At 72.3% G+C, this 14522-nt stretch carries 7 protein-coding genes and 3 pseudogenes; 6 read left to right on the top strand and 4 right to left on the bottom strand.

The window, feature by feature from the left end; all coding sequences use genetic code 11:
• A pseudogene (locus HCC61_RS27255) lies at positions 1 to 121 on the top strand (IS481 family transposase); the annotation flags it as partial.
• Here the strand turns inward: HCC61_RS27255 and HCC61_RS27250 are convergent.
• Positions 118 to 1242: a metallophosphoesterase gene (locus HCC61_RS27250; RefSeq protein ID WP_169139918.1), complete on the bottom strand. Its 1125-nt coding sequence runs from the start codon at positions 1240 to 1242 to the stop codon at positions 118 to 120. The pseudogene HCC61_RS27255 and the gene HCC61_RS27250 overlap by 4 nt on opposite strands.
• A gap of 528 nt (positions 1243 to 1770) precedes the next feature.
• Positions 1771 to 2883, bottom strand: a pseudogene (locus tag HCC61_RS27245) (LacI family DNA-binding transcriptional regulator); the annotation flags it as partial.
• 413 nt (positions 2884 to 3296) lie between these two features.
• Between HCC61_RS27245 and hisC the strand changes: the two are divergent.
• The 4 genes from hisC (at position 3297) to cydD (ending at position 11144) form a co-directional block, all read left to right on the top strand.
• A complete protein-coding gene (hisC, locus tag HCC61_RS27240; protein WP_169139915.1) occupies positions 3297 to 4376 on the top strand; it encodes a histidinol-phosphate transaminase in 1080 nt (359 codons plus the stop codon).
• 246 nt (positions 4377 to 4622) lie between these two features.
• Complete coding sequence (locus HCC61_RS27235; protein WP_169139965.1) at positions 4623 to 6152, top strand: cytochrome ubiquinol oxidase subunit I; 1530 nt, start codon at positions 4623 to 4625, stop codon at positions 6150 to 6152.
• A 70-nt stretch (positions 6153 to 6222) separates the two neighbouring features.
• A complete protein-coding gene (gene cydB, locus HCC61_RS27230) occupies positions 6223 to 7224 on the top strand; it encodes a cytochrome d ubiquinol oxidase subunit II (RefSeq protein WP_169139913.1) in 1002 nt (333 codons plus the stop codon).
• Positions 7224 to 11144, top strand: a complete 3921-nt coding sequence (gene cydD, locus HCC61_RS27225; RefSeq protein WP_169139911.1) for a thiol reductant ABC exporter subunit CydD — start codon at positions 7224 to 7226, stop codon at positions 11142 to 11144. Before cydB ends, cydD begins: the two co-directional genes overlap by 1 nt.
• On the opposite strand, the pseudogene HCC61_RS27220 reads toward cydD, so the two are convergent.
• Positions 11131 to 11910 (bottom strand): annotated as a pseudogene (locus HCC61_RS27220) (Cof-type HAD-IIB family hydrolase); the annotation flags it as partial. The gene cydD and the pseudogene HCC61_RS27220 overlap by 14 nt on opposite strands.
• A 361-nt stretch (positions 11911 to 12271) precedes the next feature.
• Positions 12272 to 13201, bottom strand: coding sequence for an LLM class flavin-dependent oxidoreductase (locus tag HCC61_RS27215; RefSeq protein ID WP_169139909.1), 930 nt, complete (start codon positions 13199 to 13201; stop codon positions 12272 to 12274).
• Between the two features lie 227 nt (positions 13202 to 13428).
• Here HCC61_RS27215 and htpX point away from each other — a divergent pair, with 227 nt between their 5' ends.
• A complete protein-coding gene (htpX, locus tag HCC61_RS27210; RefSeq protein ID WP_169139907.1) occupies positions 13429 to 14343 on the top strand; it encodes a zinc metalloprotease HtpX in 915 nt (304 codons plus the stop codon).
• The last annotated feature ends 179 nt before the right edge of the window (positions 14344 to 14522 follow it).

Raw genomic sequence — 14522 nt, 5'->3', positions numbered from 1 at the left:
CCAACGCACCGCAGCCCTGGCAGACTTCCTCCACACCTACAACCAACACCGCTGCCACACCGCACTCGGAGGCAAGCCACCGATCAGCCGCGTGAACAACGCACCAGGTCAATACAGCTAGTCATCCAACGGCAGCTGGGTGACGAGGAGTCGGCCGTCCATGGTCACGCCTCCGTCCATGGCGAGCGCGAGCCCGTCCGCGTACAGATGCGGTCCGGTGACTGCCGGCAGCACGTCCTCGTCGGCGTCCGCGCCCTCCCCCGCCTCGCCGTTGGCGAGTTCGCCGAGAAGGTAAGGAATGGGGCTGTGACCGTGCACGATCTGCCGCCCGCCGAAGACGGTGAGCAGCTCGCGTGCGGCCATGGAGCCCGTCTCGTCGCGGAAGGCGAAGCGCTTGGTGAACTTGCGGAACAACTCCCAGGTCTCGTCCGCGTCGTTGCGCTGGATCGCCTCGGTGATGGCGTCGTTGACGCCCTCGATCGTGTCGCCGTAGTCGAGATAGCAGGTGGCGTCCGAGTGCAGCAGGAGATGGCCGTCCGCCAGCGCCATCGCGTCGAGCCGCGACATCCACTGCACGTGGTGGTCCTCCAGCCGCTCCATGTCGGAGCGCTGGCCGCCGTTGAGCAGCCACGCCGCCTGGAACGAGGCGGTCCCCGCAGTGGAGTTGACGGGCGTGTCCCCGAACTTCTTCGCGCCGATCAGCAGCAGCTCGTGATTGCCCAGCAGCGCCTTGCAGTAGCCGCCCACGGCGGCCGCCTGCGCGGAGAGGTTCATGACGAGGTCGATGACGCCGATGCCGTCCGGGCCGCGGTCGGTGAAGTCGCCGAGGAACCACAGCCGGGTGTTGCCCGCCGCCCACTCGTCGCGGTCGTCGGTGATCCCGGCGCTGCGCAGCGCCTCGCGCAGCTCGTCGAGATAGCCGTGCACGTCGCCCACGACGTAGAGCGGGCCCTCGCCCTCCTCGATGGCCGTTTGCACGGCGACGTCGACGAGCGTCGGCTCGCCCCCGTCGTCCTCCGCCTCCGGGCGGACGACCGGCAGGTCGCGCTCCGTCGGCGTGTAACCGTCGTCGCCGTGGCCGTCGTCGTCCTCCTGCTCCCGGGGCGGAGCAGGCGCCTGTACGGGGGGATGCTCGGTGTGCACGGGCGCGCCCGCGGCTCCGGGGCCGTGCGCGACGGCACCGCCGCCTTGCCATGTACCCGGTACCTGACCGGCCCCCTGAGTCATCGACCCCTCCACCATCGCGTGCCGCCGTGCACCTGTCCGGGTCTCGCCCTGCCTGCGTCGGCGGGGATACCCGCCCGCTGCCTGTCACGCCGACCCACGGGGCCAAGGTTCCACAGGTCGGGATCGGGTCCCGGTGTCGTGCGCCCCATCATAGGAACGCCGGTCGCACCTTGTGACGCACCTGGGGGTGGCAATTGCGGCTCGCGTGCGACGGCGCGGGCGCATTCTTCCCGAAAATACCCACTCGTCCGCGGTGCTGGCGCGGGCACGCCCGGTCCGGGCCCGTCCGGAGAAGACCGCACGACCATCGGATGAAGCCGCGCGACGCAGGATGACGCCGCGTCAGCCGGGACCGTGCTGTGTCCCCGGACCGGCTTCCGGACCGGCTTCCGGACCGGCTTCCGGGCCGCGGTCCTCGGGACCGCTGTGCTCCGGGTCGCCGTGCTCCGGGTCTCTGTGCTCTGTGCCGGCTGCCTCCGGGCCGCCCGTCTCCGGCCCGGCTGCCTCCGGACCCGCTTCGGATCCCGGCCCGGCCCCGGCTCCGGGGGAGCGTGGCGCGCTGATCGTGGTGCGCTGCCGCCGGCGCTGCGACGACGTACGGACGATGAGGTCCGTGGGCATCACCTGCTGCACCTGCGCCTCGTGGCCGACGCCCTCGATCGCGTCGATGAGCAGCTGGATGACGGTGTTCCCGATGCGGCCGGGCTTGAGCGAGAGCGTGGTGATGGGCGGCTCGGTGGCGGCGTAGACGCTGGACTCGCTACAGCACACCAGCAGCAGGTCCTCGGGCACGCGCAGCCCGTACCGGCGGGCGGCGGCCAGCAGGTCCGTGCCGTTGGGGTCGAAGAGCCCGTACACAGCGTCGGGGCGGTCGGGCCTGGCCAGTAAGCGGTCGGCGGCGATGGCGCCCGCACACGGATCGTGCGCCGGGTAGTGCTCGTAGACGGGTTCCTGTCCCACGCGCGCGCACCAGTCGAAGTACGCGGTGGTCGACAGCCTCGTATACGTGTCGGTGCTGGTGCCGGTCAGCAGCCCGATGCGCCGGGCGCCGGCCTCGGCGAGGTGGTCGAGCAGTCCGCGCACGGCCTCCTCGTGGTCGTTGTCGACCCAGGCCGTGACGGGCAGCGAGCCGGCGGGCCGGCCGTCGGAGACGACGGGAAGGCCGGAGCGCACCAGCTCGGTGACGACCGGGTCCTCGTCGGACGGGTCGATGACGACGGTGCCGTCGAGCGCGACGTTCGACCACAGGTCGTGCCGCGAGGTGGCGGGCAGGATCACGAGGGCGTATCCGCGGGCGAGCGCGGCCGAGGTGGCGGCTCTGGCCATCTCCGCGAAATAGGCGAACTCGGTGAAAGTGAACGGTTCTTCGCCGTACGTCGTGACCGTGAGCCCGATCAGGCCGGACTTGCCGGTGCGCAGCGTACGGGCGGCGGCCGAGGGCCGGTAGCCGAGGCGCTGTGCGACCTCGCGCACATGGCTGCGGGTGGCGTCGGGCAGGCGGCCCTTGCCGTTGAGCGCGTCGGAGACAGTCGTGATCGAGACACCGGCCGCGGCGGCGACGTCGCGGATGCCCGCCCGCCCGCTCAGCCGGTTTCCCCCGTGTGCCCGGCGCGGAGCCGAAGCCGGGCCTACCTGATGCTTCTCTGCTGCTGTCATGGCGCCCCGATCGTAGGCCCGCCGCGGAGGGGGTTCCGTCCACCGCAAGGGGACCCCAGAAGGCACGATTCTGCATGTGCCGTTACGCCCAACTGCCTTGGAAAGCACGTCAGTTGACGAAGCATCATGAAGTTTGGCCGCCTCTGCGGGCGATTGTGCCCACGGATACGGCGATGTTGCGAGGAGGTCTCAACTCACCTTCATGAGTGACGCGCGCCACGGCTCAAGCCACCGGCTTGGAAGTGCGTGAGGGGGCTCATGCTGCACGCCCGCACGCCCCTTGCCTGATTCCTCTTAGGGTTAGCAGCATTGGAGGCTGGCGGCAGGCCCGGCCGGCGGCGGCCGACGGCAGTGACCACCGGCAGCGACACCCACCGGGACGGGCCGGCGGCAGGGACGAGGAGGAGACAGCGGTGAGCGAGAAGAAGCCCAGGCTGCGCGACGCGCTCGAAGGCATCCCCACCTACAAGCCGGGCAGGCCGGCCGCCTCGGGGCCCGCCGCGTACAAGCTGTCCTCGAACGAGAACCCGTACCCGCCGCTGCCCGGCGTGCTGGAGACGATCACCGCCGCGGCGGGCACCGCCAACCGCTACCCGGACCTCGCGTGCACGGTCCTGGTGGACGCCGTCGCCGACCGCTTCGACGTGCCCATCGAGCACGTGGCGACCGGCACCGGCTCCGTCGGCGTCGCACAGCAGTTGGTCCAGTGCACGGCCGGCCCGGGCGACGAAGTGATCTACGCCTGGCGCTCTTTCGAGGCCTATCCGATCATCACCCAGATCTCCGGAGCCGACTCCGTGCAGGTGCCCCTCACCGACACGGAAGAGCACGACCTTGACGCGATGGCCGACGCCGTCACCGACCGCACCCGCCTGATCTTCGTCTGCACCCCCAACAACCCAACCGGCGTGGCGATCCCCGGCGACGCCCTGGAGCGCTTCCTGGACCGCGTACCGGACCACGTGCTCGTCGTGCTGGACGAGGCGTACCGCGAGTTCGTGCGCGACGACCGCGTCGTCGACGGCCTCGGCCTCTACCGCGACCGCCCCAACGTGTGCGTGCTGCGCACCTTCTCCAAGGCGTACGGACTCGCGGGGCTGCGGGTCGGCTTCGCCGTCGCCCACGAACCGGTCGCCGCCGCCCTGCGCAAGACCGCCGTCCCCTTCGGCGTCAGCCGCATCGCCCAGGACGCGGCGGTCGCCTCGTTGCGCAGCGAGGACGAACTGCTGGAGCGGGTCGAGGCGCTCGTCGCCGAACGCGCCCGCGTCTCCCGCGAATTGGTCGCACAGGGCTGGACGGTCCCGGAGTCGCAGGCGAACTTCGTATGGCTGCGACTCGGCGACCGTACGGGCGACTTCGCGGCGGCGTGCGAACAGGCGGGCGTGATGATCCGGCCCTTCCCGGGCGAAGGGGTGCGAGTCACGGTGGGGGAGACCGAGGCGAACGACATCTTCCTTGAGGCGGCGGCGGCCTTCCGCAAGAGCGAACTCTGACAACGGCGGGCCCCGACGGGGCCCGCTGAGCGCCGTCGAGCGGCCACCGCACCGACCGCGGTGGCCGCTCCTTTTTCTTGGGGACCCCCGGGCTCATGTCCGAAAGGCCCGGCCGTAGTATTACTTGTGAATGTGAACTCATTCACGAGCACCACTTGTGGCCGGGGGCATTACGGCCCGAACGCGGGCGAACCTCCGCTTCGGGCGCCGGCCGCAGCCGCGAGGCGAAGGAGAGAGCCGGTGGAGATGACAGCTCTGGCGCCGGAGACCCTGGCGCGCTGGCAGTTCGGCGTCACGACCGTCTACCACTTCCTGTTCGTGCCCCTGACGATCGCGTTGTCGTCGCTCGTCGCCGGTCTGGAGACCGCGTGGGTGCGTACCGGGAAGGAGAAGTACCTCAGGGCGGCGAAGTTCTGGGGCAAGCTCTTCCTGATCAACATCGCCATGGGCGTGGTGACCGGGATCCTCCAGGAGTTCCAGTTCGGCATGAACTGGTCGGACTACTCGCGCTTCGTCGGTGACGTCTTCGGCGCGCCCCTCGCCTTCGAGGCGCTGATCGCCTTCTTCTTCGAGTCCACCTTCATCGGCCTGTGGATCTTCGGCTGGGACAAGCTGCCCAAGCGGATCCACGCCGGGTGCATGTGGATGGTGGCGATCGGCACGGTGCTCTCCGCGTACTTCATCCTGGCGGCGAACTCCTGGATGCAGCACCCCGTCGGCTATCGCATGAACCACGGCAGCGGGCGGGCCGAACTCACCGACTTCGTAAGGGTGTTGACGCAGAACACCGCACTGGCGCAGTTCGCGCACACGCTCGTGGCCGCGTTCCTGACCGGCGGGGCGTTCGTGGTCGGCATCGCCGCGTACCACCTGATGCGGGGCCGGCACGTGCCCGTGATGCGCGCCTCGCTGCGGCTGGGGCTGGTGACGATGGTGATCGCCGGGGTGCTCACCGCCGTCAGCGGCGACCGGCTCGGGAAGATCATGTACGACCAGCAGCCGATGAAGATGGCCGCGGCCGAGGCGCTGTGGGAGACCAAGGCGCCCGCGCCGTTCTCGCTCTTCGCCTACGGGGACGTGGGGCCGCCGAAGACCGGACACAACAAGGTCGCCGTGGAGATCCCCGGGCTGCTCTCCTTCCTCGCGCACGACAACTTCTCCGACGCGGTGCCCGGCATCAAGGACACCGAGTCCGCGCTGCGCGCCAAGTACGGCGGCAAGCTCGACATCGCCGACTACCGGCCCAACATCCCCGTCGCCTACTGGTCGTTCCGCTGGATGATCGGCTTCGGGATGTCGTCCTTCGCCCTCGGGGCCGCCGGGCTGTATCTCACCCGGCGCAGGCTGTGGATCTCCCCCCGGCTCCGTACGGCCGGTGACGAGGTGCCGCGTCTCGCGCTCACCCGCGACCGGGAGCTGGGCCCGGCGCTCAGCGGCTGGTACTGGCGGCTGTCGCTGCTGACCATGGCGTTCCCGCTGATCGCCAACTCCTGGGGCTGGATCTTCACGGAGACCGGCCGCCAGCCGTGGGTCGTCTACGGCGTGCTGCCGACCTCGGCGGGCGTCTCCCCCAGCGTCGCCCAGGGCGAGGTCGTCACGTCCATGAGCGTCTTCATCGCGCTGTACGCGGTGCTCGCCGCCATCGAGATCAAGCTGCTGGCGAAGTACGTGAAGGCCGGGCCGCCCGAGCTGACCGACGCCGACCTCGATCCGCCCACGCGGATCGGCGGGCACGACCGCGACGACCCCGACCGGCCCATGGCGTTCTCCTACTGACCCCCTCCACGTCCGCCCGGCCCCCCCCTTAAGTCCACCGAATCCCACCGCCCCCGCTGAGGAGCACGCGATGCAGCTTCACGACATCTGGTTCGCGGTGATCGCCGTGCTGTGGACCGGCTACTTCTTCCTGGAGGGCTTCGACTTCGGCGTCGGCGTCCTCACCCGGCTCCTCGCACGCGACCGCGGCGAACGGCGCGTACTGATCAACACCATCGGGCCCGTCTGGGACGGCAACGAGGTGTGGCTGCTGACGGCCGCCGGTTCCACCTTCGCCGCCTTCCCCGACTGGTACGCGACGCTCTTCTCCGGCTTCTACCTGCCGCTGCTGGTGATCCTCGTGTGCCTCATCGTCCGCGGCGTCGCGTTCGAGTACCGGGCGAAGCGCTCGGAGACCCGCTGGCAGGACCGCTGGGAGAAGGCGCTGTTCGTCACGTCGCTGCTGCCCGCGTTCCTGTGGGGCGTGGTCTTCGCGAACGTCGTGCGCGGGGTCCCGATCGACGGTGACAAGAACTACGCGGGGGGCCTCGCCGACCTGTTCGGCCCGTACGCGCTGCTCGGCGGGCTGGTCACGCTCGGCCTCTTCACCTTCCACGGCGCCGTGTTCACGGCGCTGAAGACGAGCGGGGACATCCGGCCGCGGGCGCGCCGGCTGGCCGGATACCTCGGGACGGGCACCGCCGTCGCCGCCGTGGGCTTCCTCGCCTGGACGCAGCTGCACTCCGGCGACGGCAGGAGCCTCGCGGCCGCGGCCGGCGCCGTCCTCGCGCTGCTCGGCGCCGTCGCGTGCAACGCCGTCGCCCGTGAGGGCCGGGCGTTCGCGCTGTCCGGCGTGACCGTCGCGGCCGTGGTCGCCGCGCTCTTCCTCGCGCTCTTCCCCGACGTAATGCCCTCCTCGCTCGACCCGCGCTGGAGTCTGACCGCCGGGAACGCCGCGTCCACCCCGTACACCCTGAAGATCATGACCTGGTGCGCGGCGCTCGCCACGCCCGTCGTGCTGCTCTACCAGGGCTGGACGTACTGGGTGTTCCGCAAGCGCATCGGTACGCAGCACATCGCCGGGGACCACTGATGAGGCCCGTCGACCCGCGGCTGCTGACGTACGCCCGCACCACCCGCGTCTTCCTCGCCGCGTCGGTGCTGCTGGGGCTGTTGTCGGCGCTGCTGGTCATCGGGCAGGCCGTGCTGATCGCGGACGTCGTCGTACGGGCCTTCCGGCAAGACGGCGGTGTGGGCGGCGAGTTGCTGCTGCTCGCGGCGATCGCGTGCGGCCGTGCCCTGGTCTCCTGGCTCACCGAGCTCGCGGCGCACCGCTCCAGCGCGGCGGTCAAGTCGGAGCTGCGTACGCGGCTGACGGACCACGCCCTCGCCCTCGGCCCGGCGTGGCTGCGGGGGCGGCCCACCGGTGAGCTGGCCGCGCTCGCCACCCGCGGAATCGACGCCCTCGACGGCTACTTCGCCCGCTATCTGCCCCAACTCGCCCTGGCGGTGGCCGTACCCGCGGCCGTACTGGTGCGCATCGTCACCGCCGACTGGGTCTCGGCGGCCGTCATCGCCGTGACGCTTCCCCTGGTTCCGCTCTTCATGGCGCTCGTCGGCTGGGCCACACAGACCCACATGGACCGGCAGTGGCGCCTGCTGACCCGGCTGTCCGGGCACTTTCTCGACGTCGTCGCCGGGCTGCCGACGCTCAAGGTCTTCGGGCGCGCCAAGGCGCAGGCCCGCAGCATCCGGGCCATCACGGGCGACTACCGCCGCGCGACGCTGCGCACCCTGCGCGTCGCCTTCCTGTCGTCCCTGGTGCTGGAGTTGGTCGCCACCGTCTCCGTGGCGCTCGTGGCGGTCGGCATCGGCATGCGGCTGGTGCACGGCGAACTCGACCTCTACACCGGGCTGTTGGTCCTCGTGCTCGCCCCGGAGGCGTATCTGCCGCTGCGCCAGGTCGGCACCCACTACCACGCCGCCGCCGAGGGGCTGTCCGCCGCCGCCGAGGTCTTCGCCGTACTCGCCGAACCGGCGCCTCCCGCGGGCGGCGTCCCGGCACCCGATCTGCGGACCGCCACCGTCACCGTCGACGGGCTCCGCGTGCGGCACGAGGGCCGCGCACACGACTCCCTGCCGGCGACCGGACTGACGCTGCGGCCCGGCGAGACGGTCGCGCTGACCGGGCCCTCCGGGGCGGGCAAGTCCACGCTGCTGCACGCCATGCTCGGCTTCGCACGGCCCGCCTCGGGTGCCGTACGGGTCGACGGGACCGATCTGCGGGACGTCGAACTCGCCAGCTGGCACGCGCAGATCGCCTGGGTGCCCCAGCATCCGCATCTCTTCGCGGGCACCGTCGCCGACAACGTACGACTGGCGCGCCCCGGAGCCGGCGGCGCCGAGGTCGCCGCCGCGCTGGCCGACGCGGGAGCGGACCTCGACCCGGCGACCGTGCTCGGCGAGGGGGGCGAGGGGATCTCGGCGGGGCAGCGCCGGAGGGTGGCCCTCGCGAGGGCGTTCCTCACGGAACGGCCGCTGCTGCTCCTCGACGAGCCGACGGCGGCGCTCGACGGCGAGACGGAGGCGTCGGTCGCGGGCACGCTGCGCCGCCACCGTCTCTCGCGGGACCGCACGGTTCTCCTCGTGACCCACCGGCCGGGGCTGCTGGCGGCGGTGGACCGGGTCGTCGAACTGCCGGCGCCGCCGGGCGCCGGAGCCTCGGGTCCGGTGGATTCGGGTCCGGTGGATTCGGGTCCGGTCTGCTCAAGTCCCGTGTGCGGTGCGGGGGTCGAGCGAGTCGGGGGACGGGCGGCGGCGGAGACGGTACGGGAGGGTGGCGCCGAGCGTGCGCATGGGCCGGGGGCGGAAGGTGCTGAGCCGAGCCCAGGCCCGCCGTCCGGGGTCTCGGATTCGTCTGGGGCCTTCGATCCGTCCGGGGTGCGCGGGGCCGTTCGCGATCGCGGTGTCCGGCGGCTGACGGCGGCGGCCGTGCTCGGCTCGCTCGCCCTGCTCTCCGCCGTCGGGCTCATGGCCACCTCGGGGTGGCTGATCTCCCGCGCCTCCCAGCAGCCGCCGGTCCTCTATCTGATGGTCGCCGTCACCGCGACCCGCACCTTCGGCATCGGCCGTGCCGTCTTCCGCTACGCCGAGCGCCTTGTCTCCCACGACGCGGTGCTCCGCCTGCTCGCCGACGTACGCGTACGGGTCTACCGGCGGCTGGAGCGGCTCGCTCCCGCCGCCCTCCGCCGTACGCACAGCGGCGACCTGCTCACCCGGCTCGTCGCCGACGTGGACGCCCTCCAGGACCGCTACCTGCGCTGGCTGCTGCCCGCCGTCGTCGCGGCCGTCACCGCTGCCGCCGCCGTCGCCTTCACCGCGGCGCTGCTGCCCTCCGCCGGTGCGGTGCTCGCCGCCGGGCTGCTGTTCGCGGGCGTGGCAGTGCCGCTGGTCACCGGGTTTCTCTCACGCCGTACGGAACGCCGACTCGCGCCGTCCCGTGCCCTGTTGACGACCCGGGTGGTCGATCTGCTCACCGGCGCGGACGAGTTGACGGTCGCGGGCGCCCTGCCCGAGCGCAAGGCGTCGGCCCGCGCGGCGGACCGCACGCTCACGCGGCTCGCCGCCCGCTCCTCCGCCGCCACCGCCGCCGGATCGGGGCTGACGGCTCTCGCGTGCGGGCTCACGGTCACCGCGGCGGCCTGGGCCGGTACCGCGGCCGTGCATGCCGGGCGGCTCGACGGGGTGTGGCTCGCGGCGGTCGTGCTGGTGCCGCTCACCGCGTTCGAGGCGGTCGGCGGCATGCCGCAGGCCGTTCAGTTCCGGCAGCGGGCACGGCGCTCGGCCGAGCGGGTACGGGAGGTGCTGGAGGCGCCCGAGCCCGTACGGGAGCCCGCGCGTCCCGTGCGCGGGCCCGCCTCGCCGTTCCCGCTCCGTCTGCGGGGCGTCTCGGTGCGCTATCCGGAGCCGGTGCGTTCTGCCGGGGCGGGGGCGGGTGCCGGTTCCGGCCTCGGTCTCGGTGCCGGTGCCGGTGCCGGTACGGGAACAGGGGCCGGGCCGGAAAGGGGAGTCGGGACGGGCCGGCCGACGCCACCGCTCGCGGACTTCGACCTCACGCTGACACCCGCCCGCCGGGTCGCCGTCGTCGGCGCCTCGGGCTCGGGGAAGACCACACTGGCCCGCACGCTGCTCCGCTTCCTGGACGCGGAGAGCGGCACGTACACGCTCGGCGGCGGCCCGGACCGCGGCCCGGACCGCAGCGGGGACAGCGGCCCGAACGGCGCCGGGGGCGGCGGGGTGCGCGCGGCGGACCTGGACTCCGACACCGTGCGCCGCCACGTCGGGCTGTGCGCCCAGGACGCCCACATCTTCGACAGCACGCTCCGCGAGAACCTGCTCCTGGCGCGAAAGGACGCCACGGACGGCGATCTGCGCCGCGCCCTCGCCGCGGCCCGCCTGGACGCCTGGACGGACTCGCTGCCCGAAGGGCTGGAGACCCTCGTCGGGGAGCACGGTGCCCGCCTGTCCGGCGGCGAGCGTCAACGGCTCGCGCTGGCACGGGCGTTGCTCGCGGACTTCCCCGTACTGGTGCTGGACGAGCCCGCCGAGCATCTCGATCTGCCCACCGCCGACGCCCTCACGGCCGATCTGCTGGCCGCCACCGAGGGCCGTACGACGGTGCTGATCACACACAGGCTGAAGGGCCTGGAGGCGGTGGACGAGGTGATCGTGCTCGACGCGGGGCGGACCGTGGAGCGCGGTGCCTACGCCGAACTGGCCGCCGCCGGCGGGCCGTTCAGCCGGATGCTGGCCCGTGAAGCGGCGAGCGGCGGCCCGCGGCACCCGGAGCCTGACGGCCGCCGGTCCCCGGACGCGAACCGGGACCCGGACCGGGACCCGGACCGAGACCGGGACCGGGACCGGGACCGGGACCAGGACCGGCGCCGTGAGCGCCCTGAGCGTGCTGCCTCCGCGTACGGGCGCCGCCGTGCAGACGCACCAGCCGCTCGATGACCTCGGCGACTCCGTCGGCCTCGTTGGAGGACGTACGGTGCGTCGTCGCGGCGAGCACGTCGGGATGCGCGTTGGCCATCGCGTACGACGTGCCCGCCCAGGTCAGCATGTCCACGTCGTTGGGCATGTCGCCGAAGGCGACGACCTCCTCGGGACGGATGCCGCGCCGCGCGCAGCACCGCGCCAGCGTGCTGGCCTTGCTTACTCCCGAACCGCTGATCTCCAGCAGCGCCGACTGGCTGGACCGCGTGAACTGCCCGTGCGCGCCCGCGACTTCGCGTCCGAGAGCGAGGAACTCGTCCGGCTCCAGCTCCGGGTGGTAGGCGAGCAGCTTCAGCACGGGCTCCTCGTGCTCGGAGCCGAGCAGCTTCTCGGCGGGCGCGACGACGCCGACCGGGTCGGGGTGCAGCGCCGGGTAGTCGGGGTCGTAGTGGATGCCGCCGCTGCGCTCGACGGCGAAGCTGACCCCGGGCGCGGCCTCCCGCAGCGTGCGTACGGCCGCGAGCGCGTCGTACCGGTCCAGCGGACGTACGTCGACGACCCGCCGCCCGCGGTGCAGGTCGACGACCGCGGCGCCGTTGGCGCAGATGGCGAGGCCGTGGCCGTGCACGTGGTCGCTGACGACGTCCATCCAGCGGGCGGGGCGGCCGGTCACGAAGAAGACGTCGAAGCCGGAGGCCTCGGCGGCGGCGAGGGCCGCGACCGTACGCGCGGAGACGGTCTTGTCGTTGCGCAGCAGGGTGCCGTCGAGGTCGGTCGCGATCAGGCGCGGGCGTACGGCGCGGGGCGCGGGCGAGGGCGGACCCGTCGCGAGGCCGGGCGCCGGGCCGGTCGTGCGCCCGGCGGCCGGGCCACCGGTGAGGCCGGCGGCGAGGTCGGCGCCGAGGTCGGGGGCGGGGTCGGAGGAAGGAGCGCTGGGGGCACGGTATGCGGGCGGCTCAGTCACGGACACCATCCTCCCGCATATGCCCGCACACCCGTGCGGAGGGTGCAGCCGATGAGCGCACGCGAGGCGGTCTCCGCGCTCCGGGGAAGCCGCGCCCAACGGGCCCTCGGGACCGCAACGCACGGACTCGCAACGCACGGGCCCGCAACGCACGGGCCCGCAACGCACCGGGCCGCCACGTCTACCGTCCCCGCAGCTGGGCGAGCCCCTCGGTCGCGATGCGCTCGAAGGTCTTCTCGTCGGCGGCGAACTGCGAGTCCGGGATCGGCCAGTGCAGCACGATCTCGGTGACGCCCGCCTCCGCGTACTTCCCCGCGAAGTCGGCGAAGGCGTCGACGGACGCCAGCGGAGACCCCGGTACGAAGCCCGTGAGCAGGACCTTCTCCAGCTCCGAACCGTCGCGTCCGGTCTGCGCGCAGGCGGTGCCGAGCCGCACGATCTGGTCGCGTACGGCCTGAAGACCCTCGGCCGGTGTGCCGGTCGCGGCGATGCGCGGGTCGCCGGTGGTCACCCATGCCTGGCCGTAGCGGCCGGCGAGCAGCATGCCGCGCGGGCCCGTGGCGGCGACGGCGAAGGGCAGCCGCGGGCGCTGCACACAGCCGGGGATGCCGCGCACCTCGTTCGCCGAGTAGAACTCGCCCTCGTACGAGACGACCGGTTCGCGCAGCAGCCGGTCCAGCAGCGGCACGAACTCGGCGAACCGGTCCGCCCGTTCACGAGGCGTCCACGGCTCCTGGCCGAGCGCCGTGGCGTCGTAGCCGTTGCCCCCGGCGCCGATGCCGAGGGTGAGGCGCCCGCCGCTGACGTCGTCCAGGGACATCAGCTCCTTGGCGAGCGTCACGGGGTGCCGGAAGTTGGGCGAGGTGACGAGCGTGCCCAGGCGGAGGCGCGAGGTGGCCGCCGCCGCGGCGGTGAGGGTCGGCAGCGCGCCGAACCACGTGCGGTCGCGGAACTCGGCCCGCCAGGAGAGGTGGTCGTAGGTGTAGGCGGCGTGGAAGCCCAGCTCTTCGGCGCGCTGCCACTGCTCGCGCGCTCCCTCGTGCCAGCGGCGTACGGGCAGGATCACGGTGCTCAGCCGTGGAATGCGTTCGGTCCCCGGGGAAGATGCCATGCCGCCGAGCCTACGGCGAGCGGTACGCACGGTCCTCGGCGTCAGTCGCGCCGGGTCAGGCCGTAGCTGCTCTCTGTCATTGGCCTTTTCCGAGGCGAAGAGTGGACAATTGGCTCCATAAGTGTCGTACCGGAGCGACGCGGGGCGGGGCTGAACCGGGGACGATCACCGGCCGCCCGGCTCGCCGCGGCGTCCGGCCACGGCACGAGTGAGGGAGGAGCGCCGTCATGGCAGCAGCTCGTGGGCGATACGTAGCCGACCGTGGACTCACCAGCCGGATGGTGGTCACGATGTTCCTCATCGGACTGCTGTACGTGGTGCTCGTCGGCACGCTGATCGCCGTGATGAGCAACGCGTGGCCGCTGATCGTGCTCGCGGTGGGCGGTCTGTTCGTCGCGCAGTTCTGGTTCAGCGACCGGATCGCGGCCTTCAGCATGGGGGCGCGCGAGGTGACACCGGAGCAGGCACCCGAGCTGCACGGTGCGGTGGACAGGCTGTGCGCGCTGGCCGACGTGCCGAAACCGAAGGTCGCCATGGCGGCCAGCGACGTGCCCAACGCCTTCGCCACGGGCCGCAGTCAGCGCAACTCGATGGTCTGCGCGACCACCGGACTGATGCGGCGCCTCGAACCGGAGGAGGTCGAGGGCGTCCTCTCGCACGAGCTGTCGCACGTGGCGCACCGCGACGTCGCCGTGATGACGATCGCCTCGTTCCTGGGTGTACTCGCGGGCGTACTGACCCGGGTCGCGCTGTGGGGCGGCCTGAGCGGCGCGGGACGCAACGACCAGAGCGGCCTCGGCATCATCCTGCTGGTGATTCCGCTGGTCAGCATCCTCGTCTACATCCTGAGCTTTCTGCTGACCCGGCTGCTGTCGCGGTACCGGGAGCTGTCCGCGGACCGGGCGGGCGCGCTGCTGACGGGACGGCCGTCCGCGCTGGCCTCGGCGCTCACCAAGGTCACGGGGCAGATGGCGCGCATCCCGACGCGGGATCTGCGCAAGGCCGAGCCGTTCAACGCCTTCTTCTTCGCGCCCGCCTTCTCCGGCGAGACCGTCGCGACGCTGCTCTCCTCCCACCCGCCGCTGGAGCGCCGCCTGGAGCAGCTGAGCCGCATCTCGGCCCAGCTCGGACAGCAGCAGTGAGAGACGACCGGGAGGCGGTCACGTCAGCAACGCACCCGCTCAGCAACGCACCCGTTCAGTAAAGCCGCCCGTTCAGTAAAGCCGCCCGTTCAGTAAAGCCGCCCGTTCAGTAAAGCCGCCCGTTCAGTAAAGGCAGCCGTTCAGTAAAGGAAGACCCGGCAAACGCAGCCATCAGCAAC

It is taken from the genome of Streptomyces sp. HNM0575, from assembly GCF_012726265.1.
Lineage (GTDB): Bacteria > Actinomycetota > Actinomycetes > Streptomycetales > Streptomycetaceae > Streptomyces.
Note: the sequence above shows the minus strand (reverse complement) of the source record. Positions and strands in the feature narration are given on the sequence as shown.